Genomic DNA, 25,725 nt, shown 5'->3' on the forward strand with positions numbered 1-25,725 from the left:
TCCCACCGGCTCCATATATACTTTCTAAAGTTTTCTAAAACTTTCTAAAACGTTGTAAATACAACGTTTTTTGTTTTATACTTTCTATTCCTTTTTAAACCTTTTTGAAACTGGCAGACCCAAAAACAGACCCTTTTTTGTCCAAAGGGTCTGTTTTTATGTTATTTGTTTAAAAATCAATATAGTTTGCGAATTTCTCACCAATATCATCCTTAGCCTCTCTGGTGATGTGCGTATAGATGTTCATGGTTGTTTTTAAATCTGAGTGCCCCAGTCTATACTGGACCTGTTTGAGTGTCATTCCAGCTTCAAAGCATAGGCTGGCATGTGTGTGTCGGAAGCCGTGGATCCTAATCGGGCGCATATCCGAATCTTTGACAATTTGTTGTAGCCATTTCCGTGGTAGTGTTCCTGGTATTGGTTTTCCAAATTCATTCTCAAAGATAAAAGTAGTAGTAGGATTCATTTCTCTAAACTCTGTTAGTAGCTCACTTGTCTTTTTGTCCAAGCTAATCAATCGGTTGCTACTTTTGTTTTTTGTAGCACCGACGGATTCCCCGTCAAATCCTCTTGTAATGGCTTTGTTTATACTCAGAGTGTTATTGGTCCAATCTTCCCATTTGAGGGCTAAAACCTCCCCTTTTCGAACCCCTGTGAAGGCTAGAAGGCGGAAGAGGACTTTCTTTCTCAATTCATCGGTCTGATCTACTAACTCAAGGAATGATTTCAGCTCTTCCTTGTCGTAAAAATCGCTATCTGTATCGACTTTCTTTTTGACAAGTGTCGTGACACTCTCAACAGGATTGGTTGAGATATAGCCGTGTCTAATAGCGTATTTACATATGTTATTAATCAAGCCTTTCATCTTACGTCCGTAAACAAGTTTCTTGGACCATTCATTGACTTGTTCCTGAAGCTGAAGAGGAGTGAGAGAAGATATTTTTTGATCTCCTAAAGTCGGATAGATATGATTTTGTAAATTTCGCTCAGTCTTGATGTAGGTACTATCTTGTACTGTGTCAGCATATTCCTTGAGCCATTTTTCAGCGACTTCCTCGACAGTGATTTCCTTGACAGTAATTTCCTCGCTATTTTTAAGGTCAGTTTGAAGTTGGAGAAGTGCTGCTCTTGCCTTGGCTTTTGTCGGGAAGCCCTGACGCTTTACATACTTGTCTTTTCCATTTTCTTTGCCGACATAGATCCTAAACTTATAGGCTGTGTCGCCATTTTTCTTTTTGTATGACTTAATTTCCATTGCGTTTTACCTCATTTCTTGTTAAAATGGGTATAGTAAAGAGGGCTTTTTAATGCCATTCTTTCTATACAGCACATCCTCACATTTTAGCTTGCAGGCGATTGTGGGGATTTTTGTTATTTCTTGTTAATTAATCATCAAGCAATCTTATGAAGTCATTTTCTGTCATGATTTCAATATCATGACCTTTTTCAAGCAACGATTTTGCTTTCTTCATTTTACTACTTAGACCGTCTACACCGACCACACGCCAATCTTGTTCACCGACAACTAGAATATTTGTATGATTAGTGACACCTTTTTCTGGGACTCCACCAACAAGCGCTACCGCCTTATTGGCTTCTTTTCTGGTCATTCTCTCTAATTTTCCAGTAAAACAAAAGTACAATCCGTAGAAATAATGGTCTGGGTCCATTGCTGCTTTCTCCTCCTCCGTAGGAGTATAGATGAGATTATCTTTGTACTTAGCGTCTTTTTTTCTCTTAAAACCATGCTGACCAAGTAGACCTGTCTTGTCATAACGATACTCTTTTAAAAAGTCATTGAGATCAGAAAAAGAGTTGGCTGATAATAGATGATCTAGAATTAAACCACAAGCTTTCGCATCAGACAAAGCATTATGATGGTCTAATTGAATATTCAATGCTTTTGAAAGATTTTTTAACTTATAATTTAATTGTCCTGGCATAGCAACTTTTGCAAGTCTATAAGAACAAATATATTTTATATCGTCATAATCTAACTGATATTTATTGTAAACATCATTCAAGGCTCCCATATCAAATTGGGCAAAATGACATACAACAGTATCAGAACCAATAAAATCAACAATATCCTGCCTTACTTCCGGAAATGTAGGAGCATCAGCAACGTCTTCAGGTTTAATACCGTGAATAGAAATGTTGAAGGTGTCAAAACTTGTTTCGGGATTGATTAAGGTATAGTAGGTGTCAACGATAGTTCCATCTTGAAACTTTACCAAACCGATTGAACAGATGCTTCCTCTGAAATCATTAGCAGTTTCAACATCTAAAGCAACGTACGAGTAAGACATATGAGTCTCCTTTCATTCGACCAATGCTAAGTATTCCTCTTGAACCATAATTTCATTTGTTATAGTTCTCAGGTTATAGTAAGACATGAATTGTATGTAATCAAACTCTCTAGGGTCTTCTAGATTATCTAGTGCATCTTTTACAAGATGATGGATCATATTCCTATCAGCTTCATTTTCACATCGTAGGCGAGCGTTCTGGTACTCTGAACGTGTGTGGTCCTTGTGCCCCAGTTCATGCAATAGTACCTTAACTCTCTCTTTTTTGTTGAGTTTACTCGATAGGAAAGCTGTATTAGTTTCTTGTTCGTAAAATCCGAGTTCATCAGGCATTAAATCTCCATCAAAATCAATAATACGAACTTGATAATGGCTTATAATTTCTTTTTCGGTCACTAAGCAGTACCTCTAATCACCAGCTTCTTTTAGATAACCTTCAATAATAGACTGTATGATTTTCTTCTTTTCATCTGTTAATTCTCGACCACCGAACATCATGACATTAGATGCCATTTCTTCAACATTGAGAGGCTTCCCTTGCCAGGTATACTCTTTTGAATCACCAGCAATAGTAGGATTATCCGTGCGACCAAGTAAATAGTCTGCGCTTACATCAAAGTAATCAGCTATTTCTTTTAAAACTTTTGAACTCGGATTGCTTCTTTTTAATCGATACAAAGTGTTAGTTCCATAACCAAGTTTTTCTTCCAAAACATTTATAGAAATCCCCTGTTTATCAGCTAATTCCTTTATTTTATCGAATGCTACGAACATTTTTTTAGAACCTTTCTAAGCAAACGAAAAAAATTTTTAAAATATTTGTAGAAAAATAGTTGACATATTTAGTCAAATGTTTTAAAATAATAATCGTAAGCTAAAGAGTTAGCGAATAAGACAACTAAAAAATAAAGCCTAGTAAACTGATTGGCGTCTGTTTTATATAGGTAAACCTTACTTTTAGTAGGTCTTTTCTCTATGTTTTCATTTTAAAACATTTGACTAGAGTTGTCAATAAATTCGCTAACTTTTTAGATAAATTTTTAAAAAGGAGGTCAGGAATGAGCCAACAACATCAAAAATGGATTCAATTGGTCAAAGAAAAATTGAGTTCAGAAGGAATGACACAGACGCATCTCGCTCGTGCTTGCGGAGTGAAGAAACCTACCATTTCAGAACTACTGAAATATGGGAAGGGCAGTGACAGACTCAAAAATAGAGTCTGCGATGTCTTGGGTATCGACGAGACTTGGGTTGATTTAGGAGAGTAGGAAATGAACGAAATCACTTTATCAAATAACCTAGCTCAAATTGAGCTAGAAATCAGTCACCACAAACAAATAGCCGGTCAGTCCATTTGGGAAATCGGCAGACGATTGAACCATGTGAAAGAACATAATCTGGTACATGGTGAATTTATGGATTGGTACACTAGTCTTGGAATTGACAAAGATTTCGCAAGTAAATCAATGAAGATAGCAAAAGAACTTCCAAATTTCGAAACGTTACGAAATTTAGGAACTACGGCACTTCATCTGATTGCAACTCTTCCTGAAGAAGAGCGAGAGGAGCAGATCCAACGCATCGAAGACGGTGACAATCCAACGGTACGAGAACTTCAGGAAATCAAGAAGAAGCTCAACCTCAGCAAGCTTGCAAACAAGCGTCTACAAGCTGAAAACGAGCGTATTAAATCTTCCAAGGTCGAAGTTAAGGAAACCATCAAGGAAGTCATCCCAGACGATTACAAGGCCACACAGGACCTAAACAAGCAGTTGCTAGAAAAGAATAAGGAACTATCCAAAACGGTCAAAGCCATTGAGGAACGCTCTGAATTTATCGAAAAGCAACTTGCTGACACACTGGCCCAGCGTGAAGAGGTCGATAAGAAATCTGCTCAGTACGATGAATTGACTCGAGCGATTGAAGAATCATGGGGTCAACTGAACAACGTACAGAAACAGATATCAGCTTACAAAAATATCACCAGTCTTTTGCAAAAAGGAAATGATTTCTTAGCAAGCATGGGCGGTCTAATCTACGCAGATGAAGAGAAAGTCCTTAAAGCAGACGGAATCATCCGAAATGAATTTGACAGTTTTATCAGCCGAGGTCTTCGATTCTTTAACGACTTGAACGACATCCGCAAAGAAAGCAACATTTTAGAAGGAGAATTTGAATAATGAATGAAGTTACTACTCAACCTACCGAGTTAGTTGTAGAAGACGCAATGATCCATGCGCTACAGGAATTGAAAAAGCTGAAAGAAGGGCAATCCATCTTGTCAGCTGATGTCGATTATCTGAAAAATGAGCAACCAGTCAACCCTTCGGTCTGTCTGGCATTGGAAAAACTACGCAAGAAGAAAGTTGTGGCCTTGCTTGGTGGCAAAGACAGCCAGGCATACCGTGACCGACATTTTGCACAATCAGTTTTCTCTCAGGCGGCTAAAGACTTCAAGGACTACTTCCGGATCCCTCGCTATGACTTGCTGAAGCGTAAGGACGAAGAACAAGCCTTTGACTACTGGAATAGCTGGGAGCCATCAGCAAACACCAAGCTAGAAATCAAAGCCCGAAACGGACAGATGAGTTTGGTCGGGTGAGGAGAAATAAATGGACGAACCTTTAAAAAAGATATTGCAAATCGAAAATCTAGAAATTAAGATCAGCAATGATTCTAGCATACCTCACGTTATTTTAAATGGAGTTGATTTTCAAGCTGAAGATATCGGTTTACAAGGAATTAGCATTGTTTGGGAGACAAGCACGGACGAAGTTCCTGAAACCCTGATTCAAATCGACTATATTAATGGTCGGGAGCGTCTTCAACAGATATCAATTAAGCAATCATTTCCTAATACTCTGCTGAAATAAATTTGTATAAGGAGAAAAAAATGAAAATGAAATTAAAAAAAGAACTTGTTAAAAAACAAGTCCTTAGTTCAGAAAATGGTAAAGTTCTTTTTAATCTAGCATCTGGAACGTTCATCATTAAAAAGTCACAATAACTTCACCAAAAGCTAACTAAAAATATAGCTCATGAAATAGTTTTAAGAGCTATAGAACAAAAAGAAAAATAAAGAATAGAGAGGATTTTGCAATGGTCTTAGAGCTATTCGGAACCGACTTTAAAGATAAGTTGTTCGAAGAACTTGTAACTCTCAACATAAAAGCTATGGAAGAAGCCCAAAGAAGAGCTAGCAGGCAAATCACATGGGTACCCATCAAGGCATTGCAGGAAGCAACTGGATGGGGCAGAACCAAGCTGGAAGAGTGGAGAGATCAAGGGAAATTTCAATTTCAACAATCTGGCAAAGGTGGGAAGTATCTCTATAATTTGGAAGATGCTCTCAGATTCTGCCGTACTTTACAAAAATAAAAAAAGCGCCTTAAAGAAAGGCACTTTGAAAGAACTATAGATTAATTATAACACAAATTGAAGGAGAAAAAATGAAAATGAAATTAAAAATGGAATTGAACGTATATTGTGAGGTTTTTAAAAATGGGGAAAATTAACATTGTTTTAGAAAATCTAGACGAATTAAATAAAATCTTGAACGAAGTCGTAAAAAAAACTGAGGAGTTGAAAGAAGCAATCACTCAGCTTGAACAATTTGAAATTAAAATTTCATTTTCTCAACAGCAAGTTGAGTAGTAGCGTCTTCATAATATAGAAAGGTCATCGGTCTTGAGATGGATTTTGAAAATAAAATTATAGAATTGTCTGACTGGCTAATTGAACAATCAGAAACTTATAGTGAAGCTTTGATTAAGTTACAAAAGCTCATAAAAGATATAGTTAACGAAATAAATTTAAGGGCTATAGAACAAAAGACAAAATTTGAAGGAGAAAAAATGAATCCCATTCAAAAATTATTGAAAATGATGGATTGGCAAGATGCCAACCGTCCGCTAAAGGTCGAAGAAAAAGCCGAATTGATGAAGCTGTCTGATAGTGAATTTGAAGAGCGGTTACATCAAATGGCTGTTGATTTTAAGAATGACGGGGTTATTCGAGCATGAGCCTTAGAAAATTAAAATACATGACAATGATGCTTCTATTCTTCTTCACGCTATTTTCGATTGTGATGATTAAGGTCTCATATGACCAACAACAGAAAATTGAAGAATTGGAACAACGAGTGTATTCGCATTCAAGAAGTATTGGACGATGGGCCGAGATTGTCGGACGAATGGAAGAATCCAACAAGGCCCAAGATTTTATAATTAACAAATTCAACCGGGAATTATTCCCAGAAAAACCAACAATTAATGAGGTAGAGGAAAATGACGAAAATTGAAATTTTTTTAGCAGTGGCATTTGCTACATATGCAGTACTTTCAGGCTTAGCGATCTTCGTATTGCGTTGCATCATCATCCGCCAAAAAGAGAAGATGCGCTACTACAAATCAGCTAAATATCAGCGGGAATTGCTTAATAAACGTGCGACCGAAATCCACAAAAAGAACAATGTGAAAGGAATGACAGCATGAGCGACAACGTACACAATCCAAAACACTACCAAGGTCGAAATGGCCTTGAAGCCATTGATGTCCATCGCAATTTTATGAATGATGAGCAGTTGACTGGGTATCATTTGGGCAATCTACTCAAGTATCTGCTTCGTTATCGTAAGAAGAACGGTATTGAAGACTTGGAAAAAGCAAAGGTCCACATGGACTGGCTGATTGAGAAAGAGAAAGCCATGATGCTACAGCAACAAGCACTGACAAAGGAAAATGCAACGCTAGACGCATTGGCAAAGGCATGTACATTGATTGGAGGTAAAAGTGATCAATAATGTTGTAATTATCGGTCGTCTGACTCGTGATGTTGACCTTCGTTATACTCCTAAGAATCAAGCAGTCGGGCAGTTCACTCTTGCGGTAAATCGGAATTTTAAAAACCAGAATGGTGAATACGATGCCGATTTTATCAACTGTGTGATTTGGGGCAAGTCAGCGGAAAACTTCGCAAACTGGACCAAGAAGGGCAACCTTGTCGGCATCACTGGTCGTGTCCAGACTCGCAATTATGAAAATCAGCAAGGGCAGCGTGTCTACGTGACAGAAGTTGTTGCTGAAAGCTTCCAGCTTCTGGAAAAGCGTGCCAATTCTGCAAATCAGAATTCCATGGCCGAGCAGATGCCTCCTTCGTTTGCAGGGGATCCAATGGACACCAAGGATGACGACTTACCGTTTTAGGAGGTGACAAGATGAAAATCAAAGAAATTAAATACGTATACGAGAATACTCCTTACGGTTGGATGTGGCAACTAGACCTTGATGGATACCGTCCGTTCTATCCATGTGGAGATCTCAAAGGGTTAAAGAAATTTGTCAAGGAAGACTTAGGCGTATTGCTTGATCAAATGAATAGTGATACAAACTACGGGCTTGCATACCACGCTTGTGGGTACAACGGGCAAGCTCAGCAAGCCTATATTGACGAATGGGAAAAATTAGGAGTTTGCGTGTTTTAGGAGGTGACGAGATGGCACAAAGACGTATGTTTAGTAAGAAAATTACTGACACAGACCATTTTCTTGAGATGCCTCTATCTGCACAAGCTCTCTACTTTCACTTGAATATGGGAGCGGATGATGAAGGTTTCATCGACCGTGCTCGAACGATTCAGCGGACTATCAGAGCCAGCGACGACGATATGAAAATCCTTATCGCAAAAGGTTTTCTGATTCCGTTCGAAAGTGGTGTGGTTGTCATTCGGCATTGGCGAATCCACAACTACATCCAATCTGACCGATTCCAAACAACTATTTACCAGGATGAGAAATCTCACTTGGAATATGATCAGTCAAAAGTGGCTAATTTTAACACTGAGAAAAAATGTATACATGATGTATCCATTCCGGAGCCACAGGTTAGGTTAGGTAAGGATAGGTTAGATAAGGATAGGTTAACTACCTATAGTGCTGATTCTGACGAATCATACGAGGAGCCTATCCCTTACCAGGAAATCATTGAGCATCTGAACAATACATGCGGGAAAGGATACACCCACACTGGGAAATCCAGTCGCAAGTTAATCCGTGCTAGATGGAATGATGGTTTTAGGTTAGATGATTTTAAAAAGGTAATCGATACCAAGAGTAAGGACTGGTTGAAGAATAAGGATATGAATAAGTATTTGAGACCAGAGACTTTGTTTGGGACTAAGTTTGAAACGTACTTAAACGAAGCTCCTCGCTCTAATCGAAACAGTAGCAACGACATAGGAGTTTAACATGATTACATTAGCAGATGTCATCGAAGCGTTTGAGAAGGAGTTCTACCCTCTCAGCGACTCGATGAAAGAACGCATGTTAGCTCATCCTAATCCAAAGGCTGTGCTGGGTAAACTGGCACACCTGATGGATTGTGCGAGGTGTGGCCATGCAGGATAAGGAAGTAATTGTATTTGGCCGATGGGCCATGACGAAAATTGACAAGGTTTGTCCGAAACACGGGGAACAGATGTATGCGGTCGGACCGAATCAAGTCGAGGTGTGTCAAGCTTGTGGCAAAGAGTCTATCGAACGTGATGAGCAGAAGACACAGCTGGAATACTGGAAACTGGAAGACAAGCGGGCAGAAGCTAAACGATTGGATGTGCTGTTTAATTCGTCCATCGTGAATGCTGAATTGAGAAATGCCACTCTTGGGAACTTCGAGGCGACGACCACTAGGCAGAAAGAAATGCTTTCTGCTGCTAACAGGATAGTGGATGAATATTGCAATGGAGCGACCAATAATGTTTTGTTTCTCGGTCCGGCTGGTGTAGGTAAGAGTCATCTTGCTTACGGGATCATCAAGGACGTATCAAATCGGACGAAGAAGCATGCGATGTTTATCAAGCTTCCGGAACTGTTGGCTAAAATCAGAAATGATTTTGGCAACGAGGAACAGACGGAGCAGAAGTGGATTGCTCGACTTTCGAAGGTTCCGTTTCTTGTCCTAGACGATTTGGGGCAAGAGAAGATTAGCGACTGGTCCAAGAGTATCTTATTCTCTATCCTGGATAACCGCAATTGCACGATTATCACAAGCAATCTTGAGAGTAGTGCTGATATTGAGTCAGTCTACAATCAGGCTATCATGGATCGTGCATGCAAGGGTGTTGATAAGAACCACGGATTTAAGTTTGACGGGATGACTAGCATGCGGAGAAAGCATTTTTGATGGGAGGGGATTGATTGAAATTTTTAGATCTATTTGCCGGCATTGGTGGTTTTCGCCTCGGGATGGAGTCCGCTGGTCACGAATGTATAGGCTTCTGTGAGATTGATAAATTTGCAAGAGCAAGCTACAAAGCAATACATGATACAGAAGGAGAGATTGAATTACATGACATTACAAGAGTCACAGATGAGTCTGTTCGAGGATTCGGAAGTGTGGACATTATCTGTGGAGGATTTCCGTGCCAGGCTTTCAGCATTGCGGGAGCTAGACGAGGTTTTGAAGATACACGAGGAACTTTGTTCTTTGAAATCTGTCGGTTCGCATCTATTCTCAGACCTAAATATCTATTCCTTGAAAATGTCAGAGGACTCCTCAATCATGACGGGGGGGCTACATTCGAAACCATCATCAGAACCTTGGACGGATTGGGGTATGATGTGGAATGGCAAATACTTAACAGCAAGAATTTTGGAGTCCCTCAAAACCGGGAACGTGTGTTCATTGTCGGACATCTTAGAGGAGAACGTACCAGAAACGTTTTTCCTTTCGGAAGAGAAAGTGAAGAACCTAATTGTCAACGGCCAAAAATAGAAATTGTCGGCAATACTAAAAATCCGAACGGGGCATGCAAAGGAACAGGAAGTGTGGTTTATAATCCGACTGGTTTAGTCGGTACACTTTTGGCTCAGGATTACAAAGAACCTAAACAAATCGTTGTTTCGAATGATATCAAAAAATATGGGACAATCCAGCCTAATTTTAATCAAAGCGGGATCGTTTACGAAACAGACGGGATAGCCCCGACGATACGGGCATATCAAGGTGGAGGTCTTGAACCCAAAATAATTCAGCGTGGTCATGGTTATAATCAAGGCGGAGAACATGATATCGCTCCTACTTTGACAAGTAATAGTTATCATGAGAATAATGTTTTAAAAATAACAGAAGCAACATCGCAAGGCTATGCTGAAGCTACAATCGGGGATAGCATTAACTTGTCACACCCGAACTCTAAAACTCGTAGAGGTAGAGTTGGTAAGCAGATAGCAAACACTCTTCTGACTGGAGAAAGTCAAGGAGTGGTTGAGCCAGATTTTCGAATTAGAAAACTGACACCCCGTGAGTGTTGGAGACTTCAAGGTTTCCCGGATTGGGCATTCGACAAGGCGCAAGAGGTCAACTCAAACAGTCAACTATACAAGCAAGCTGGCAATAGCGTGACCGTGAATGTCATCGCTGCAATAGCAAAGGAATTGAAGTGATATGGTTGAATTAGTGAAATACGATAGTGATCAGCGACTCAAGCTGAAAAAAAACATCAAAGAGCTATTAAGCGAGCGAGGGCTTAGTCGGAAAGAATTTGCTGAAAAGCTAGGATATGCAGAAAGCACAATCAACTATTGGATTCGTGGTGAACGTATGCCAGATAAATTTTCGCTTGAATCTCTCTGCGATTTCTTCGACGTTGACGATGTGGCACTTCTCGGGTCTCCTATGAAGACTCGAACGTTCGCTTATTATAAGCGAGATACGTTGATAGCATTTGGGACGATGAGGGAAATTGCTAAACAGACGGGATTGAAGATGAATAGCTTGTATAGGCTACTATCTCAAACTCATAAAACTGGCGAGAAGGGAACGTACATCATCGAACTTGAAGATGATACAAGATATACAATCGAGTTCAAGCAGACTTTGACGATGGAAGAACTAGAGAACCTTGGACTTGATTGGCTAGTAAATAGCACGATGGCAGAGGTTAAGGAGGTAAAAGGATAATGCCAAATTGGGCCGAAGGGTCTCTTAAATTAAGAGGAAAAAAAGAAAATATTGCACAAGCATTGAAATACATGTTTTGTACTGCTGATAATGTGGAAATCGAAGAGGATCTTGAAATTGGGTGGTTCGAATTAACAACCACAGCATCATATTTTTATATCAATGGTACAAGAAGGGCCTTTATTCAAAATAATAAGTTGAGTTTTTGGCTCGACGATGATTATTTGGTTATTGAGATAAATGATTTTAATCAAGCCTGGGTAGTAGATCCAGATGATTATCAAAAAATTTCAAGTAAGTTTGATGTTGATATTAAAATTTTTACATTTGAGTGTGGCATGGAATTCACGCAGGAAATTGAAATTTCAAAAGGTGAAATTATCAAAAATGTTTGTTATGAATATGATGATTATCGGTGGGAAGTTCCATTTAGCAAATTGGGAGGTTAAGGGATGAAGTACAAAAAAATCACAATTGATTTTTCAGACTCGGAAAAAATTGAATTCTTGGTGGAAGATTTCACTCAAGATGAACTAATGAAAATCATCAGTCAGTTCAATAATGGGAACGTAATGCAAATAAGAAATTTTTATGCGAACCCAAAAAACATTAACTATTTTATTGTTGATGATTATGAAGAAAGTGAGGAGGATTTATAAAATGGAAGATTGTACTAGAGTTGTATTGTATGGAACTTTTGATGAGGCCGCTTTTTCAACAGATAACTTTCTACAAATTGCGGTAATTCTGGATAGTGGCGAAAAAGTGGAAATACCAACTGAGTGCGTTATAAGTGCAGATCAAATTGTCAAGAAAGATGAAATCAAATTAAAAGATGTCATCAAACGAATTGAAAAGTTTGACCTTGGAACTAAAGCAGTATGGATCAATGGAATTTTAAATGAGCTAGGTAGCGACTATGGGACTTTTAAATATAAGGCTGGTTATGAGCAAGGGAAGTTTGATGGTGCTGTGGAACGTGAGAAAGTCACAATCCCGCAGTTTGTGGCGGGTTGGATTGAGTATTGTAAAAGAACTGGTGTTGACCTGTATCACGCTCTAGAGATGGGCGATCTATACTTTGGCAACTATGCAAATCAAAAAGATGATTTAAAGCTAAAAGATTTTTTTGAGGTCGAAGGAAATCAAGAACTCTTCGCCCGTGCTTGGCTTGACGGCTACGAGGTCGAGGAAAAGCGGTATATGGTTAGAATGAAAGGTGTTAATGATTATGGTTGCTATCTTAATAAAGGTTTATTATCCAAAAAATATTTTTGGGAATCAAAATCCGAAATCGGTGGGTGCAGAACCAAGCACACCCGTAAACAATTAGAAGAAGACAACTTTGGCTGGGTATTTGATTGCCCAGGAATGGAAGTTGAGGAGGTGGAGTGATGAGTAAATTTGTAATCTCCCTGTCTAAAGATGACCTTGAGCATATCGCTAACGGTTATGATATCAAAATCAAAATCAACGGTAAAAGATTCTTGGAAACAAATGAAATCATTTTGAAGCCTGCATTTATAAATGATGTTATGGCTCCGATATTGAATTATAGAAATAAAATCATCGATACTGAACAGCAAAACCTTGTTAATAATTTTATGGGAGGGGCAAAATGAAACGACCAAACAAATACCCTTACACACGAAGCCAGTGGGGCGAAGAGATTACAATAACTCTAAAACACGCAGAGGGCGAGTAGGTAAGAAGATAGCAAATACTCTCTTAACTGGAGAAAGTCAAGGGGTGGTTGAACCTGATTTCAGAATTAGAAAACTAACACCTCGTGAATGTTGGAGATTACAAGGCTTTCCTGACTGGGCATTTGACAAAGCTCAAGAAGTAAATAGCAACAGTCAATTATACAAACAGGCAGGGAATAGCGTGACAGTCAATGTTATCGCTGCAATAGCAAAGGAGTTAAAATGACAACAATAAACAAAGTCAAACAATGGTTTATAGACCGTGACCTTGAAAACGGCGGACGGTTGGACAAGCAGTCACTTAAGCTCAGTGAGGAGTTCGGCGAGCTATGCGCTGGCTATCTCAAGAAAAATGAGAAGCTGACTAAGGACAGTATCGGAGATTGTGCAGTCGTGATTGTCGGTCTGGCCTTGCTTATCAAGGAAGATGCGCATAAGATTTTTGAGGAATCAGGTTTCATCAAAAATGAAGATGTGATGGAATGTTTTAAATGGCTGAGTATGAACATTAGCGAGTTTCAATTGTATCAAAATCAAAAGATCGAGAATTTCTGTCGATACAATCTAGTAAAATCAATCTGCTATTTAAAATCAATCAATAATGCCCTTGGATATGATTTTGATGAATGTTTTGAACTTGCTTATCAAGAAATCAAAGACCGCAAGGGTCGTTGGATTGACGGCTCGTTCGTGAAAGAGGAGGATTTGGGATGAGACCAAGATACAGAGCGTGGGATAAAGAATTGCAAACAATGCTAGATGTTTCTTTGATAGATTTAAAAAAAAGAGTGTTAGTTGGGGAGCATTGGGAATTTGGTGAAACAAATTTCATAAACTTTGATGATGTCAACCTCATGCAATCCACGGGCCTGTTTGATAAGAATGGGAAGGAGATTTTTGAGGTGGATATAGTCAAAATGGCTAAGGATGTCTATTTTGATCCCACTTATTACGAAATTGTAAGGCATCGAGGAGGGGCATATCGTCTTGAATCTAATCAACACGGATGTGAATTGTGGTTACGACATACTAATTGTGAGGTTATCGGCAACATTTACGAAAATCCGGAATTGTTGGAGGTGGAGTGATGGCATTAACACTTGGAAGTAGTATTACTGAGCTTATTCTTGAAATTGGTAATCTGTTAAACTCTCCTGAAAACAACACAACAACTTTCGCACTTGAAATTCCAAACCAGTCTTTCTTTTTAGAAATCACAGTAAAACATAAAAAAGAGGAGATTAAGGAAATGACCCCGTATAGTATGAATAAAATTATGAAAGATGAACAATCCGTTTTTGAAAAAGACAATAACTTTCATAAGCAAAAGCAAAAAGAAAAGAAGAACCCTATTTTTAAAAGGAATAAACCAAAGAAATTTTAGATTGAGGAGGTAACAGAATGACAGTAGCACAATTCCTTAAGTCTTTATCAGACATAATGTGGTCTTGCTTTTGGGGGGTAGTTGTATATAACTTTTTGAAAAAAAGAAATGATTAGGAGGTAACAGAATGAAACGACCAGAAAGATATCCATACACAAGAAGTCAGTGGCAAGAGCTGAAAACGATCTTTTATTCATATGGCAATGAAAAATATTCAATGCTTAGAACTCTTGAAAACAAATTCACAGGAGAAAAAGTAGAGGTGAAATAGATGGATCTGCAAAATATTGCTTTCCTTGGGTTCGTTGGTGGTTGGCTAGGTGGTCTTGCGTGGGCTTTGGTCGCTGCGCTAAAAGCCAAGAGCACAAAGAAGGAGAATGAAGCGATGAAAAGACTGATTCGGCAACAAAACGATGTGTTGACTGTAACGTTGAATCGTGAAAGAAAACTAAAAGAACAAATGAAAGAGGAAAAGCATGGACGAACTAATTAAAAGAATTGAAATTTGGTCAATTGATCGTGGGTTGAATAACCAAGACAGTGGCAAGCAAATCTTGAAACTGGTTGAGGAATTTGGGGAATTGGTCCAAGGTCATCTAAAAAACAATGTTGATCAAATTAAAGACTCCATCGGTGATATGATGGTTGTCATGATTATCTTTTGCCAGCAAGAGAATATTAAAATCGAAGATGCTCTGAACAGAACATCTACTGGACTATTCAACGAACGGCATTTGAAAGACGTTGATAGCTGTCTTAAATTCACACTGCGCCACATTAGCCAACTCGCAGACCGCCCAAGATTTTGGCCGGAACAAGATTTGGCAGCTATCACGGACAGCATCGCAAATATTGGGGGGGCTTACGATTTAACGGTTGAAGAATGTCTTCAAGCTGCTTACGAAGAAATTAAGGACCGGAAAGGGAAAATGGTCAATGGTGTCTTCGTTAAACAGGAGGACATCAAATGACATATGTTGTAAGACAGTATGAAGGCCACTGCATGTGGGAAGGGACTCATCCAGCGAGAGCGAATGATACAGAGTTCGAAACGTTGCACGAAGCCTTGGCCTACAGAGCGACATTGACAGGAATGATTGAAATATTCAAAAGAGAGGTGATTGAATGAACCTACGAAGTCGCTATGGATATCTTATCCTGGCACTAAAACAATATCCATTTGACAAAGAAATCAAGGACCGAATTGAAGAAATTGAAGTACCTTGGAAACCATCTGATCCTAACACGGGCATCAAGAGTAACAAGACTGTGACTCCAAAGGCTTTATCAGACATAATCAAGAAAGAGTCAGATCCAGAATTGCATCGACTCGAATTGATGAAAGAAGCCATTTCTTCAGTCAAGGTTTTAACTCCAGAAAACGAATGGACTGCAATCAAAGCAATCTACATCGACGGAACTCTGACAGTTGAGGGAGCATCAATCAAATACTTGCATTGTAGCAAGTCATTGACCTACAAAGAGGTCATCGAACCGTTCTTCAACAAGCTCGAGAAGAAGATCTTTGAGTTGTCAGCCAACAGCAAATTTAAAATAAATTTGGAAAAAAGTTAAAAATCTGGCTGAAATCGTGGAAAAATTTCAAAAAAAAGGTGCTAAAATTGTATTATCGGGTAAAACCGAACCGATGGATCCTTATGAAACGGGTTAGGAGTTAGCTCAGTTGGTAGAGCGGTCGGGTTATGACCGGCGTGTCACAGGTTCGAATCCTATACTTCTAATATCAGCCAAGTCAGCATAAGCTGGCTTTTTATTTTACCTTGAAAGGAGGTGAGTCAATGAACATTGTGGACCCAATCAGGGACAAGGATGATATCAAAGCAATGAAGGAATATCTGAGAGAGTGGAACGAAAGAAACTATCTGCTCTTTTTGTTTGGAATAAATTCTGGTTTGCGTGTAGGTGATATCTTACAAGTGAGAGTCAAAGACGTGCAAGGATGGTACATCAAAGTCAAGGAGCAGAAGACTGGGAAGCGCAAGCAACTCAAAATGACGAAGACCTTAAAGAAAGAAATCCGAGAGTACATCAAAGACAAACCACTGCATCATTATCTATTTCAAAGTCGGATAGGGAAGAACAAACCGCTCGACAGACGAACAGTTGACTGGATACTGAAGACAGCTGCAATCGAATGTGGAATTGAAAACATCGGTACACACTCGATGAGAAAGACATTCGGCTATCACTACTACAAGAAGACCAAGGACGTGGCAATGCTCATGGATTTATTCAATCATTCATCTCCTGCGATTACACTTCGATATATCGGGATTAGACAAGATCAACGAGATAAAGCAATGTCTAATTTTGATTTATAGTTAATAATTAGACATAACGAGGAAAACGCTAATTTGTTTCATCGAATCTCCGTGGTCCATTTATTTTACTAACTTTTAAATAGTGGTGCGAATCAGACAGAATATAAGATATGTCTAATTCAGAAGAGAAAAACAGAAGTATTTTCAATGAATAGATGAATAATTTCAGAAAGGCAATCATGAAAACAAATGTAAATAAGATCAGATTCGCTGTTAGATTCCCATCGTTATTCGAATGGGAAAGATCTAAATCCGAGTGGGATAAATTCAGAAAAGAATATATCGAAAATGAATGGAAAAGAAATAGACGTAAGTACAAAACAAACTCGAGCAGAATTTTACAACTCAGATCCGTGGAGGAAGTTAAGACTCGAAGCATTGAACAGAGATCATTATGAATGTGTTTGGTGTCGAGATGAGGGAAGAGTAACAAGAACTCTTCTTGAAGTCGACCACATCAAAGAGCTCGAGTATTATCCAGAACACGCATTAGATTTAGACAATCTTCGGACTCTTTGCAAAGAGTGCCACAACAAACGACACAATAGATTCCAATTCCGCAAGTCTTCCAAAATGGAAAACAAAAATTTCAGAACTGACGAATGGTGGGGGTAAAATTTGTTGAACGAAAAAAAATTAAGACCCCCCGGTCGAAAAAAATCGAAAAAATCAAGCGCCAGGGAACCGGTGGGAGGGGTCGATTATCCAAATATTTATCAAAAAAATGAAGGGGGTGGGGGCTAATGGAAGAATACACAGAAAAAAATATAAAAGATTTAGAAAATCAGTTACTTTCTAAAATCGGGAATTTCAGTACACGAAAAAAGGACGCTGTCCAGTATGAGAAAGTCCATCGATATATTTATCTTGTCCGATTGCTTTATGAGTTAAAAGAAAGGCTTCATCAAGACGGCCTGGTCATCACTGTGCATAATGGTCAGCAACGATTCCAAAAAGCAAACTCGCTGATCAAGGAAATCAACACTACCAGCAATCAGCTTTTAGCCATCGAGCGATCTTTTGACTTTGAGATTGAAAATTCACCAGTCGAGAAGAAACCATCATCGGATGGAAGTGATCTATTGTGATTTCACATCCTCTGATTGATGAATATATCGAACTTGCTGAATCAGGAAAAATCAAAGTCAACAAGGAACGCTCGCTCTTATTCAAGGTCATCAAAGAAAAAATCTATCCAAGAGATGATTTGTATTTCGACAATATTTTGATTGAGAAATATATCCAGTTCACAGAGAAGAATTTCTTCCCACTGGCCAAGTATCAAAAATTTATCACGCCATTCATTTTCCTGTTCAGGAAAGAAGATGGTGAACCTCAATTTGATGAAATATTGCTGACTCTTTCCCGTGGGGGAGGGAAGAATGGTTTTATGTCCAGTCGGGCCGCATTCTTCATCAGCCCTCTCTATCCAGTCAGAGATTACGATGTGACTATCACAGCCAATTCTGAGAAACAGGGCAAGGTCTCGTTTGAGGAAGTTTATGAAACTGTCCAGCGAAGAGGTCTGGAGGACCATTACTATTTGACAAAGATGTCTATTACAGGCCGAGGGAATAACTCGGTCTTTTCTTATCGGACGAATAATCCGAAGACAATGGACTCGGCTCGTGATGGTTGTCTTGAATTTGATGAAATTCACCAATTTGAGAATGATTCTGCTGTTAAAATCCAGCGGTCAGGGCTTGGTAAGATTGCCCACGCTCGTACCTTCTACAACGGTACCAACGGGCACGTCCGTGAAGGGTTCTATGACAAGCTGATTGAGAAGTCGATGAAAATCTTGAATGGTGAACTTGATGAGTTTCGCTTATTCCCATTTATCTGCAAGTTGGATGATCCGGAAGAAGTGGACGATATGAGCAACTGGCCAAAAGCGAATCCTATGTTGGATGAGACAACTCCTTACGCTAAACGTCTGCTGGCCAGAACGAAAGCTGACTATGATGACTTGGAACTCGAGCCATCAGGCAGACAAGAGTTTATGACCAAGCGGATGAACCTCCCAGAAGCGGACCTCGAGAAAGATGTGACGACTCGTGATAAGTTGCTTGCTACTTTGAGGGATGCAGACATTGAACTTGTTGGAAGGTCGTGTGTGGCTGGATTTGACTACGCAAGCATACGAGACTTTGCGTCTGTTGGATTACTGTTTAAGGATGGTGATGATTTCATCTGGAGGCAACACAGCTTTGCTCGGAAGACTTTCCTTGATGCGTTTAAAATCAAGGCTCCAATCCGTGAATGGCAGGAGCAAGGGATTTTTACGGTCGTAGATGGTCCGAGTATAGATCCACGGTTGCTGGTCGCTAAGCTGAACGAATGGCGTAAGCTATACAATATTGAGCTAGTCTGTGCCGATGGATTTCGGATGGACTTGCTGAAACCGTTACTGGAAGAAGCTGGTTTTGAGTTTGAATTTCTTCGTAATCCAGGGGCTATCCAATCCAAGGTGGCACCAATCATTGAGGACGGGTTTGCGAATGAGAGATTCAATTTTGGAAATGATAGGTCAATGCTGTGGTACACAGATAACACCTTCGTGAAGGAAGACAAGGACGGAAACAAGAGGTTTTTGAAGAAAGAGTCTGTGAGACGCAAGACCGATGGATTCCACGCTTTTATTGCTGCTCTCTACAAGAGAGAAATCATCCAGGAGAGCACTGTGGGTGAATTCCTTGATGTGATTGAAGATTGGGATTTTTAGAAAGGAAAACCAAATGAATAAACGAATGAAGAAGAAACAGGCCTTGAATACCGAGGTCGAGCACTTGAAGTCAGAAGTGGCTGTGCTGAAAGGTGAGTTGAATACTCTAAGTCAAGCCTTGAAGCGTCATGAAGATGCTTGCAGTGAGAATATCGAGCAGACGAACAAAGAGTTCGAAGCTATTAGGCAAGATATGAAGCGCTCTAAGAAATCATTCTTTAAACGATAAGGGATAAGGTCCCGGGTGGGTGGTTGGCATAAAATTTAAGAAAGGAGGAGGTGCCTTGGGATGGCTAAATTTATTCAAGCGTGAAGTTCCGGAACCAAGCTTTGAATTTGATGAGCTGGAGCGGATTTTCGGAAATCTGCAACTAAAGAGCTTATCGATTGATAAGGCTGCTGAATTTGTGGCCCGCATCTTTGCAAGGTCTGAGTTTAAATTCATTGAGAACGGGAAGAAGAAGGCTACTGATTGGGATTATCTGCTAAATGTAAGGCCTAACAAGAATGAGTCGGCTTCTGAATTTTGGCAAAAGGCTATTTATCGCTTATTGACCAAGAATGAAGTCTTAATCTTTCTGTCGAGTGATGATCAGTTATTAATAGCTGACTCGTACATTCGTCAAAAGTATGCTGTGTATGATGATACATTCACGTCTGTGACTTGTCAGAATTACACTTTCCAAAAACCATTCAAGATGAACGAAGTAATTTTCTTGCAGTACAACAACAATCGTCTTCAAGAGTATTTTACTCAGTTGTTTAATGACTACGAGAAACTACACACTCGGCTAGTCGAAGCGCTGGCACGAAATAATCAAATCCGTGGAGTCCTTAGTACAAGGACAAATGCAAGCTTCGACGATACGAAGCGTGCCAAAATGCAGAAATATGCCGATGGACTCTTTAAGTCGTTTACAACTAAGACAGTTGCGATTGTCCCAGCTCAAGAAGGAATGGAATATTCTGAGCTGACCAATACCACAGGGACTTCTAATCTGTCCGTGGATGAGCTCAAGAAACTTCGTCGGCAATTTGATGATGAAGTAGCTGACATCTTGGGAATACCTACTGCGCTGATGCATGGGGATATGGCAAACCTTGAGAATAGCCAGAAGATGTTTAATAGCTATTGCTATCAATCGCTTGTGAAGAAGATGAGTGATGGCCTGAACTTTGCTTTGTTAAGTAAAAGCGAGTATAGGGATAACAAACGTCTTGTCATTGTCGGTGAAGGTCAGAGGGATAAATTCTCGCTTGCTCAAAGTATTGACAAGCTGATTTCTTCTGGATCTATGCTTATCAATGAGGTCCGTGAGGAACTTGGTCTTGAAGCTGTACCGTGGGGCGACAAGCCTCTGATCACTAAGAATTATCAACTTGGTGAGGATGTAGAGAAGGGAGGTGAGAAAGAAGATGAAAGTGATTCCGATTAAGGGAACCATTGTATCGAACGATGATGTTTGGATGTATGATTGGTTCGGTTGGGACTGTACCGCTCCTAAAAACGTTATACTTCCTGAAACTGGTGAGGACATTGAAGTCCATATCAATTCAGGCGGTGGTGATGTGTATGCTGGTAGTGAAATCTATACCGCTTTGCGGTCCTACTCAGGGAAAGTAGTTGTTAAGATCGTGGGCATTGCTGCAAGTGCAGCAAGCGTCATTGCTATGGCTGGTGACGTGGTAGAAATTAGCCCGACTGCTCAAATCATGATCCATAACGTGTCATCACGAGTTGACGGAGACCACAACACTCTACTGCATGAAGCTGGGGTACTTGAAGGGTTTAATAAGTCAATCGCAAATGCTTATGTCGATAAAACTGGTAAAGCACTTGATGATTTATTGGATCTGATGAACAAGACGACTTGGTTCGATGCCAAATCAGCAGTCAAGGAAGGTTTTGCTGACCGTGTCATGTTTAGCGGAGAGATTGCTCCGACGTTTGCTGCAAGCGAAACTCCAATGATCCCACATGACTTTATTGACAAGATGAAATCAGCAATGACTCCTGATGTTGATAAAATCGCTGAGCTGGTAGCTAATAAACTAGAGGCTCGACAAATCGCACAAGAGACTTTTGAAAATAGCGAATTTGTACAGAAAAAATTCAATATTCCAGAAAGTCCAGAAAATAACACAAACGAGACTGTACCGAAAGGGTTCGGTCTTTTTGCATTTTAGAAAGGAAAAATACTAATGCCAATGCAATTATCAAACAAATTCAATGAAATTCGTCAGAACTTTTTGAACGCTGTATCAAATGGTGCACCTCAAGAAGAACAAGCGAAACTCTACAATGAAATGATCGAGTCGATGACTAACGAAATGATGGAACAAGCTCGTCATGCTGCTCATGAGGAAGTTTCAGCGATGAATCCTTATGATGCTAAATTGACTGCTGAAGCTCGTGAATTCTTCAACGACATCGACAAAACCACTCCTGTGGGAGTTGAAAAACTCTTCCCACAAGAAACAATCGACCGTATCTTTGATGATATGGTTAAATCTCGCCCACTCTTGCAACACATCGGATTGCGCAATGCTGGTATCCGCCTTAAATTCCTCCAATCAACTCAGACAGGACAAGCTGTTTGGGGCAAAATCAATGGTGAAATTCAAGGTCAACTGAAACAAGCCTTCAACGAAGAAGAAAAGATTCAAAACAAATTGACTGCATTTGTAGTCATTCCCAAAGACTCTGAAAAATTCGGTCCTGCTTGGTTGCAATCATTCGTATCTGCTCAAATCACAGAAGCGTTCGCTGCTGCTTTGGAAGCTGCCTTCTTGAACGGTGACGGAGACGACAAACCTATCGGTCTTTCTCGTACCCTCACTGGGACTGCGGCTGGCAATAAAACAACTTTTGCAGAAAAAGAGGCCCAAACTGCGAACCTTACATTTGCGGACTCTGCAACAGTTGTCAAAGAATTGACTGCAGTGTACAAACATCACTCTGTTAAGTCTGACGGCACCCCAGTGGCAGTTGAAGGAAATGTCGTGATGGTAGTCAACCCAGCGGATGCGTGGGATGTCAAGAAACAATACACATCATTAAACGCTCAAGGAACATATGTGACTGCAATGCCATACAACTTGATCTTGGTTGAATCAGTTGCTCAAACTGCTGGTAAAGTGACTACATTTGTCAAAGGGCGCTACGATGCCTTCGTCGGTGGTGGAATCGAGTTTGGTCGCTTCACTGAGACTTATGCTCTCGAAGATTTGAACCTCTACACTGCTAAGCAATTTGCTTACGGTAAGGCTCACGATGAAAAGACTGCTGCTGTCTGGGTATTGAAAATTAAATAATAGGTGGTGACACCGAATGGAAGAAACGAAACAATTTCATCCGCTTTTGGGAGCATTCAAGGAGCGGATGAAAATCTTTCATAATGCAGAAGATGCCAATCTCTCACGTATGCTCACTTCGTCAGAAAAAGCGATTCTCGACCTTACGGATTCATTTGATGCCAGCGATAGCCGTGTTGCAGAATTAATCCTTGAGCGGTCGAGGTATCTCTATAATGACCAGGTTGAGTTTTTCTTTGCGAATTTTCAGGGTGAGATTTTGGAACTGTCTCTTAACAATTATCAGCAGGAGGGAACATGGTCGAAGTTTTAAAAGAATTTTTCGATTTGAAAGAAAATGTGATCCGCAAAGTCGGAACCACATTTGAAGCGGATGGAGCTCGACAAAAGGAACTGATGGAAAAACTACCTGGTTTCATCAGTCCAGTAGTTGGGACTGCTCCTAAAACAACAGAAGAAGTAGCAACACAGGGTATTGAAGCCTAATTTCAAATACAAGCAACCGGAAGCAATCAATGGGGACCTAAGAACGCCTGTCACCTTCTATACTTCTAAGGTGGAGGATGGTTTGGATGGTCGTGATGTTAGCTTTGAGAAGGCATTTTTCACTTTTGCAAAAGCCTATTCACCTAGCATGAAGGATATTGAAATCTCCACTGGTAAATCCATGGTTGCCAAAATGACTCTGAAAATTCGGGATCCACTGACTAGCTATCAGCCAGATGTTCGGCACTTTGTGGAAGTGATGGACCAGCGTTTACAAGGTAAACACTGGAACATCATAGATGTTCGTCCTGATTATGATAATCGTGATTTCTTAATCGTCATTATCGGAGGTGGTCGGGATGAGTAGTGGTGCGACACTGGTCGGATTCGAGGAAGTGATCCGGAATCTAGAAACCAAGCTCGGAGACGAAAAGGTGAGACGGTCAGCCAACAAGGCACTGAAAGGTGCTACGACCGAGACCTTGGAAGATTTTAAGGGTGCCTTGGGAGTCTACAAAGATACTGGTGAGACAATCGCAAGTGCGACTGTCGGAAATGTCACTGGAAGTTTTGAAGGTGTCCCAATGGTTAAGCTTGGATTTGGTGCTGGTTCGCGATGGCGCTTGGTCCACTTGAGTGAATTCGGCTATGCGAAGAAGACACATCCTCGAGGTTTTGGCGTGATTCGAAGATTTTCAGAAGCAAACAAAGAGAAGTTTAAGTACAGACTGGCTTCTAAATTGAAAGCGGAGGGACTTGGATGATTAAAGATAAATTGACGGAAATTTACAACGCCTTAAAAAGCGATGAGCATCTTTCTGGGATTTCTATCAAGTCGTTTAAGCGTCCTGAGACGCTTTCTGAGAAGGAGCCGAGCATTGTCATCATTCCGGTCGGCCCTCCTCTTCAAAGCGACCGTGGGAGCAATACAAGTCTGTCAAAGACTTTTCTCTATCAAATCAACGTAGAGTCTACTGACCGCATCAAATGCAAAGAGTTGCAAGGTGCTGTTGAGAAAGTCATGGAGTCAGAAGGCTTCTACCAAACGGACGGGGGTCTAGATGAATGGATCCCTGAAATCAAACGCTATGCAGATGCCAGAACCTATAAAGGGAAGAGCAAACTGTATGACGATTATTAGAAAGGAAATTTAATATGACACAACAAAAACAAGGTACAGCAACAGTCGGCTTTAAGAGTTTGACAGTTCGCATTTTGGACGGAAAAGAAACTCCAACAGAAGGAGACAATCTTTTTGTCATTCAAGGTAAGGATGGCGAGGGTGCAACTCAAACAGCTAAGATCTCAGGACTTGCTGCTGATGCTATCAAATCATTCGGAAGCAACATTGCTTACTACGTAAACAATCGTGGGGTTGGAGATGTTAAGGTAGATCTCGGGCTCTTGGATATTCCAGTAGTGCTCTATGTTAAAGCTCTAGGTTACGAAGACGACGACGGCATTCTTGATTTCGGAGCTGACACAGTTTCAAAAGATGTTGCAATCTTGCTAGAATCAAATACTGCAGATGGCAGTGGAGCTTACTATGGCTTCTACAAAGGAAACCTAGCAATGGATGCTATTGACCTCAATACGCTCAAAGAAAAAGCTGAGGAACTTGCTACTACAAACGTATCATTCGCCGCGGGTGCAAGTACTAATGAGAACACCAAAAACAAATATGGAACAATGTACTTTGGTAGCGATGAAACAAAAATCAAAAAAATGAAAGCGAAACTCGGTATGGCAGTAGCAGGCTAAAATAAAACGGGGGCATCTAGCCCCTTTGTTTTATTATCTTAACATTGTAAACCTTTTCAAGTTTTGGTAAAATAAGATTGTGGAGGTTTGCTATGAAAAAGAATAAACATTCGATTTTGATTTTATTAACTATTGCATTTGGTATTGGCCTAGTAACGATGTCAGGGCTGTTATTCTCTGCGCTGAATGAGAAATCCAAGCTAGAAAAGAAATACGAGAGTCTCAAAGAGGACAAGGAACGGATTGAGAATATCAAATCTAGATTCTTTACTTACGTCTTCGCAGTAGATCACACACTTGCTTCTGAGGCTATTGATTTCACATTAAGTGAAGGAGAATACCGCTATCAGTTCGGAGAACCCGCCCTGTTTGATCAGACTGAAATGACAGTCGGGGAACCAAAAAAAGACACTTCAGGACTACTCGCTATGGAACATGATAAAAATGAGTACAAAGCTGTCACCATCACCCTGACAATTAATAACAAGGACACATCAAATGTTGAATTAAACCCTAGAAAATTCTTTGCGAGTGATGAGGATGGGGAATATCTTGGATTTGACTCGGTATTTTCGAATGACAATACTGTAGCTATCAATTCGGATTCCAGCGTCGTCTTCCAGGCTGGCAAGGAAGGTCATGTGACTATCATTTTTGCGATGAAGCAAAGTAATGCGTCTAAAGATGTCACAAAGGTCGAATTTGGGAAAAATAACTGGACGAAATAAAAGAAGGCACCG

The 25,725-nt window shown here is 40.1% G+C and carries 48 protein-coding genes, 1 tRNA gene and 1 pseudogene; 46 read left to right on the forward strand and 4 right to left on the reverse strand.

Going from position 1 to position 25,725, the window contains the following annotated elements:
• Positions 1–169 precede the first annotated feature (169 nt).
• The 4 genes from ADH49_RS02200 to ADH49_RS02215 all read right to left on the reverse strand — a co-directional run bounded on the left by ADH49_RS02200 (position 170) and on the right by ADH49_RS02215 (position 3,083).
• Positions 170–1,255, reverse strand: a complete 1,086-nt coding sequence (locus ADH49_RS02200) for a tyrosine-type recombinase/integrase (protein WP_048688849.1) — start codon at positions 1,253–1,255, stop codon at positions 170–172.
• Positions 1,256–1,385: 130 nt separating this feature from the next.
• Positions 1,386–2,309, reverse strand: coding sequence for an exonuclease domain-containing protein (locus ADH49_RS02205; protein ID WP_048688852.1), 924 nt, complete (start codon positions 2,307–2,309; stop codon positions 1,386–1,388).
• Between the two features lie 12 nt (positions 2,310–2,321).
• Positions 2,322–2,705, reverse strand: a complete 384-nt coding sequence (locus tag ADH49_RS02210; protein WP_048688855.1) for an ImmA/IrrE family metallo-endopeptidase — start codon at positions 2,703–2,705, stop codon at positions 2,322–2,324.
• Positions 2,706–2,717: 12 nt separating this feature from the next.
• A complete protein-coding gene (locus tag ADH49_RS02215) occupies positions 2,718–3,083 on the reverse strand; it encodes a helix-turn-helix domain-containing protein (protein WP_048688857.1) in 366 nt (121 codons plus the stop codon).
• 284 nt (positions 3,084–3,367) lie between these two features.
• Here ADH49_RS02215 and ADH49_RS02220 point away from each other — a divergent pair, with 284 nt between their 5' ends.
• The 46 genes and pseudogenes from ADH49_RS02220 to ADH49_RS02425 all read left to right on the forward strand — a co-directional run bounded on the left by ADH49_RS02220 (position 3,368) and on the right by ADH49_RS02425 (position 25,713).
• A complete protein-coding gene (locus ADH49_RS02220; protein WP_048688859.1) occupies positions 3,368–3,577 on the forward strand; it encodes a helix-turn-helix domain-containing protein in 210 nt (69 codons plus the stop codon).
• Positions 3,578–3,580: 3 nt separating this feature from the next.
• Positions 3,581–4,489: a DUF3102 domain-containing protein gene (locus tag ADH49_RS02225; RefSeq protein WP_048688861.1), complete on the forward strand. Its 909-nt coding sequence runs from the start codon at positions 3,581–3,583 to the stop codon at positions 4,487–4,489.
• Positions 4,489–4,911 (forward strand): ORF6C domain-containing protein, encoded by a 423-nt coding sequence (locus tag ADH49_RS02230; RefSeq protein ID WP_053091440.1) that lies wholly within the window; start codon positions 4,489–4,491, stop codon positions 4,909–4,911. The genes ADH49_RS02225 and ADH49_RS02230 overlap by 1 nt, the downstream gene beginning before the upstream one ends.
• 10 nt (positions 4,912–4,921) lie before the next feature.
• The gene (locus tag ADH49_RS02235) at positions 4,922–5,182 is read left to right on the forward strand and encodes a hypothetical protein (RefSeq protein ID WP_048688863.1); all 261 of its coding nucleotides are present in this window, start codon (positions 4,922–4,924) and stop codon (positions 5,180–5,182) included.
• A gap of 226 nt (positions 5,183–5,408) precedes the next feature.
• A complete protein-coding gene (locus tag ADH49_RS02240) occupies positions 5,409–5,687 on the forward strand; it encodes a hypothetical protein (RefSeq protein WP_048688865.1) in 279 nt (92 codons plus the stop codon).
• Between the two features lie 123 nt (positions 5,688–5,810).
• Positions 5,811–5,963 carry a hypothetical protein gene (locus tag ADH49_RS10170; RefSeq protein WP_160312882.1) on the forward strand — a complete coding sequence of 51 codons (153 nt, stop codon included), beginning with the start codon at positions 5,811–5,813 and terminating at the stop codon, positions 5,961–5,963.
• A gap of 38 nt (positions 5,964–6,001) precedes the next feature.
• Positions 6,002–6,331 carry a hypothetical protein gene (locus ADH49_RS02245; protein WP_048688869.1) on the forward strand — a complete coding sequence of 110 codons (330 nt, stop codon included), beginning with the start codon at positions 6,002–6,004 and terminating at the stop codon, positions 6,329–6,331.
• A 20-nt stretch (positions 6,332–6,351) separates the two neighbouring features.
• The gene (locus ADH49_RS02250; RefSeq protein WP_152904148.1) at positions 6,352–6,609 is read left to right on the forward strand and encodes a hypothetical protein; all 258 of its coding nucleotides are present in this window, start codon (positions 6,352–6,354) and stop codon (positions 6,607–6,609) included.
• Positions 6,596–6,802: a hypothetical protein gene (locus ADH49_RS02255; protein WP_048688877.1), complete on the forward strand. Its 207-nt coding sequence runs from the start codon at positions 6,596–6,598 to the stop codon at positions 6,800–6,802. Before ADH49_RS02250 ends, ADH49_RS02255 begins: the two co-directional genes overlap by 14 nt.
• Positions 6,799–7,110, forward strand: a complete 312-nt coding sequence (locus ADH49_RS02260) for a DUF3310 domain-containing protein (protein ID WP_082161851.1) — start codon at positions 6,799–6,801, stop codon at positions 7,108–7,110. The genes ADH49_RS02255 and ADH49_RS02260 overlap by 4 nt, the downstream gene beginning before the upstream one ends.
• Complete coding sequence (gene ssb, locus ADH49_RS02265) at positions 7,100–7,513, forward strand: single-stranded DNA-binding protein (RefSeq protein ID WP_048688881.1); 414 nt, start codon at positions 7,100–7,102, stop codon at positions 7,511–7,513. The genes ADH49_RS02260 and ssb overlap by 11 nt, the downstream gene beginning before the upstream one ends.
• An 11-nt stretch (positions 7,514–7,524) precedes the next feature.
• Entirely contained in the window at positions 7,525–7,791 is a 267-nt protein-coding gene (locus ADH49_RS02270) for a hypothetical protein (protein WP_048688886.1), read from the forward strand.
• An 11-nt stretch (positions 7,792–7,802) separates the two neighbouring features.
• Positions 7,803–8,552 carry a conserved phage C-terminal domain-containing protein gene (locus ADH49_RS02275; protein ID WP_048688892.1) on the forward strand — a complete coding sequence of 250 codons (750 nt, stop codon included), beginning with the start codon at positions 7,803–7,805 and terminating at the stop codon, positions 8,550–8,552.
• Between the two features lies 1 nt (position 8,553).
• On the forward strand, positions 8,554–8,712 hold the full coding sequence (locus tag ADH49_RS10175) for a hypothetical protein (RefSeq protein ID WP_160312883.1): 159 nt from the start codon (positions 8,554–8,556) through the stop codon (positions 8,710–8,712).
• Entirely contained in the window at positions 8,702–9,487 is a 786-nt protein-coding gene (locus tag ADH49_RS02280; protein WP_048688895.1) for an ATP-binding protein, read from the forward strand. Before ADH49_RS10175 ends, ADH49_RS02280 begins: the two co-directional genes overlap by 11 nt.
• 14 nt (positions 9,488–9,501) lie before the next feature.
• Complete coding sequence (locus tag ADH49_RS02285) at positions 9,502–10,749, forward strand: DNA cytosine methyltransferase (RefSeq protein WP_048688898.1); 1,248 nt, start codon at positions 9,502–9,504, stop codon at positions 10,747–10,749.
• Position 10,750: 1 nt separating this feature from the next.
• Positions 10,751–11,266 (forward strand): helix-turn-helix domain-containing protein, encoded by a 516-nt coding sequence (locus tag ADH49_RS02290; protein ID WP_048688901.1) that lies wholly within the window; start codon positions 10,751–10,753, stop codon positions 11,264–11,266.
• Positions 11,266–11,715: a hypothetical protein gene (locus ADH49_RS02295; RefSeq protein ID WP_048688904.1), complete on the forward strand. Its 450-nt coding sequence runs from the start codon at positions 11,266–11,268 to the stop codon at positions 11,713–11,715. The genes ADH49_RS02290 and ADH49_RS02295 overlap by 1 nt, the downstream gene beginning before the upstream one ends.
• Before the next feature lie 3 nt (positions 11,716–11,718).
• On the forward strand, positions 11,719–11,925 hold the full coding sequence (locus tag ADH49_RS10180; protein ID WP_048688906.1) for a hypothetical protein: 207 nt from the start codon (positions 11,719–11,721) through the stop codon (positions 11,923–11,925).
• Position 11,926: 1 nt separating this feature from the next.
• A complete protein-coding gene (locus ADH49_RS02305; protein WP_048688910.1) occupies positions 11,927–12,661 on the forward strand; it encodes a DUF1642 domain-containing protein in 735 nt (244 codons plus the stop codon).
• Complete coding sequence (locus tag ADH49_RS02310; protein WP_048688914.1) at positions 12,661–12,888, forward strand: hypothetical protein; 228 nt, start codon at positions 12,661–12,663, stop codon at positions 12,886–12,888. The genes ADH49_RS02305 and ADH49_RS02310 overlap by 1 nt, the downstream gene beginning before the upstream one ends.
• 55 nt (positions 12,889–12,943) lie before the next feature.
• Positions 12,944–13,198: pseudogene (locus ADH49_RS02315) on the forward strand (DNA cytosine methyltransferase); the annotation flags it as partial.
• The gene (locus ADH49_RS02320) at positions 13,195–13,686 is read left to right on the forward strand and encodes a MazG-like family protein (protein WP_048688917.1); all 492 of its coding nucleotides are present in this window, start codon (positions 13,195–13,197) and stop codon (positions 13,684–13,686) included. The pseudogene ADH49_RS02315 and the gene ADH49_RS02320, both read left to right, overlap by 4 nt.
• Positions 13,683–14,060 carry a YopX family protein gene (locus tag ADH49_RS02325; protein WP_065426960.1) on the forward strand — a complete coding sequence of 126 codons (378 nt, stop codon included), beginning with the start codon at positions 13,683–13,685 and terminating at the stop codon, positions 14,058–14,060. Before ADH49_RS02320 ends, ADH49_RS02325 begins: the two co-directional genes overlap by 4 nt.
• The gene (locus tag ADH49_RS02330) at positions 14,060–14,356 is read left to right on the forward strand and encodes a hypothetical protein (protein WP_048688921.1); all 297 of its coding nucleotides are present in this window, start codon (positions 14,060–14,062) and stop codon (positions 14,354–14,356) included. Before ADH49_RS02325 ends, ADH49_RS02330 begins: the two co-directional genes overlap by 1 nt.
• 127 nt (positions 14,357–14,483) lie before the next feature.
• Positions 14,484–14,627, forward strand: a complete 144-nt coding sequence (locus ADH49_RS10185) for a hypothetical protein (RefSeq protein WP_160312884.1) — start codon at positions 14,484–14,486, stop codon at positions 14,625–14,627.
• On the forward strand, positions 14,628–14,849 hold the full coding sequence (locus tag ADH49_RS02335; protein WP_048688923.1) for a hypothetical protein: 222 nt from the start codon (positions 14,628–14,630) through the stop codon (positions 14,847–14,849).
• Positions 14,833–15,327, forward strand: coding sequence for a MazG-like family protein (locus tag ADH49_RS02340; RefSeq protein WP_048688926.1), 495 nt, complete (start codon positions 14,833–14,835; stop codon positions 15,325–15,327). Before ADH49_RS02335 ends, ADH49_RS02340 begins: the two co-directional genes overlap by 17 nt.
• Positions 15,324–15,485 (forward strand): hypothetical protein, encoded by a 162-nt coding sequence (locus ADH49_RS10190; protein ID WP_160312885.1) that lies wholly within the window; start codon positions 15,324–15,326, stop codon positions 15,483–15,485. Before ADH49_RS02340 ends, ADH49_RS10190 begins: the two co-directional genes overlap by 4 nt.
• Positions 15,482–15,931 (forward strand): hypothetical protein, encoded by a 450-nt coding sequence (locus ADH49_RS02345; RefSeq protein ID WP_048688931.1) that lies wholly within the window; start codon positions 15,482–15,484, stop codon positions 15,929–15,931. The genes ADH49_RS10190 and ADH49_RS02345 overlap by 4 nt, the downstream gene beginning before the upstream one ends.
• 94 nt (positions 15,932–16,025) lie before the next feature.
• A tRNA-Ile gene (locus ADH49_RS02350) sits at positions 16,026–16,098 on the forward strand.
• Positions 16,099–16,155: 57 nt separating this feature from the next.
• Positions 16,156–16,698: a site-specific integrase gene (locus ADH49_RS02355; RefSeq protein WP_048688934.1), complete on the forward strand. Its 543-nt coding sequence runs from the start codon at positions 16,156–16,158 to the stop codon at positions 16,696–16,698.
• Positions 16,699–16,986: 288 nt separating this feature from the next.
• A complete protein-coding gene (locus ADH49_RS02360; protein WP_048688937.1) occupies positions 16,987–17,313 on the forward strand; it encodes an HNH endonuclease in 327 nt (108 codons plus the stop codon).
• 128 nt (positions 17,314–17,441) lie between these two features.
• A complete protein-coding gene (locus ADH49_RS02365; RefSeq protein WP_048688941.1) occupies positions 17,442–17,786 on the forward strand; it encodes a hypothetical protein in 345 nt (114 codons plus the stop codon).
• Positions 17,783–19,423, forward strand: coding sequence for a terminase TerL endonuclease subunit (locus ADH49_RS02370; RefSeq protein ID WP_048688944.1), 1,641 nt, complete (start codon positions 17,783–17,785; stop codon positions 19,421–19,423). Before ADH49_RS02365 ends, ADH49_RS02370 begins: the two co-directional genes overlap by 4 nt.
• Positions 19,424–19,436: 13 nt before the next feature.
• Positions 19,437–19,652 (forward strand): hypothetical protein, encoded by a 216-nt coding sequence (locus ADH49_RS02375; protein WP_125329573.1) that lies wholly within the window; start codon positions 19,437–19,439, stop codon positions 19,650–19,652.
• Between the two features lie 55 nt (positions 19,653–19,707).
• Positions 19,708–20,859 (forward strand): phage portal protein, encoded by a 1,152-nt coding sequence (locus tag ADH49_RS02380; protein ID WP_048688950.1) that lies wholly within the window; start codon positions 19,708–19,710, stop codon positions 20,857–20,859.
• A complete protein-coding gene (locus ADH49_RS02385; protein WP_048688953.1) occupies positions 20,840–21,610 on the forward strand; it encodes a head maturation protease, ClpP-related in 771 nt (256 codons plus the stop codon). The genes ADH49_RS02380 and ADH49_RS02385 overlap by 20 nt, the downstream gene beginning before the upstream one ends.
• Positions 21,611–21,625: 15 nt before the next feature.
• On the forward strand, positions 21,626–22,738 hold the full coding sequence (locus ADH49_RS02390; protein WP_048688957.1) for a phage major capsid protein: 1,113 nt from the start codon (positions 21,626–21,628) through the stop codon (positions 22,736–22,738).
• A 16-nt stretch (positions 22,739–22,754) separates the two neighbouring features.
• The gene (locus ADH49_RS02395; RefSeq protein WP_048688960.1) at positions 22,755–23,051 is read left to right on the forward strand and encodes a hypothetical protein; all 297 of its coding nucleotides are present in this window, start codon (positions 22,755–22,757) and stop codon (positions 23,049–23,051) included.
• Positions 23,036–23,224, forward strand: coding sequence for a hypothetical protein (locus tag ADH49_RS02400; protein WP_048688963.1), 189 nt, complete (start codon positions 23,036–23,038; stop codon positions 23,222–23,224). The genes ADH49_RS02395 and ADH49_RS02400 overlap by 16 nt, the downstream gene beginning before the upstream one ends.
• Positions 23,214–23,591, forward strand: a complete 378-nt coding sequence (locus ADH49_RS02405) for a hypothetical protein (RefSeq protein WP_048688966.1) — start codon at positions 23,214–23,216, stop codon at positions 23,589–23,591. The genes ADH49_RS02400 and ADH49_RS02405 overlap by 11 nt, the downstream gene beginning before the upstream one ends.
• Entirely contained in the window at positions 23,584–23,988 is a 405-nt protein-coding gene (locus tag ADH49_RS02410) for a hypothetical protein (protein ID WP_048688969.1), read from the forward strand. The genes ADH49_RS02405 and ADH49_RS02410 overlap by 8 nt, the downstream gene beginning before the upstream one ends.
• On the forward strand, positions 23,985–24,365 hold the full coding sequence (locus ADH49_RS02415) for a hypothetical protein (RefSeq protein WP_048688973.1): 381 nt from the start codon (positions 23,985–23,987) through the stop codon (positions 24,363–24,365). The genes ADH49_RS02410 and ADH49_RS02415 overlap by 4 nt, the downstream gene beginning before the upstream one ends.
• 14 nt (positions 24,366–24,379) lie before the next feature.
• On the forward strand, positions 24,380–24,985 hold the full coding sequence (locus ADH49_RS02420; RefSeq protein ID WP_048688976.1) for a major tail protein: 606 nt from the start codon (positions 24,380–24,382) through the stop codon (positions 24,983–24,985).
• 92 nt (positions 24,986–25,077) lie between these two features.
• Positions 25,078–25,713 (forward strand): DUF4352 domain-containing protein, encoded by a 636-nt coding sequence (locus ADH49_RS02425; protein ID WP_048688979.1) that lies wholly within the window; start codon positions 25,078–25,080, stop codon positions 25,711–25,713.
• The last annotated feature ends 12 nt before the right edge of the window (positions 25,714–25,725 follow it).

The organism is Streptococcus sp. 400_SSPC (genome assembly GCF_001072745.1).
Classification (GTDB): Bacteria; Bacillota; Bacilli; order Lactobacillales; family Streptococcaceae; genus Streptococcus; species Streptococcus xiaochunlingii.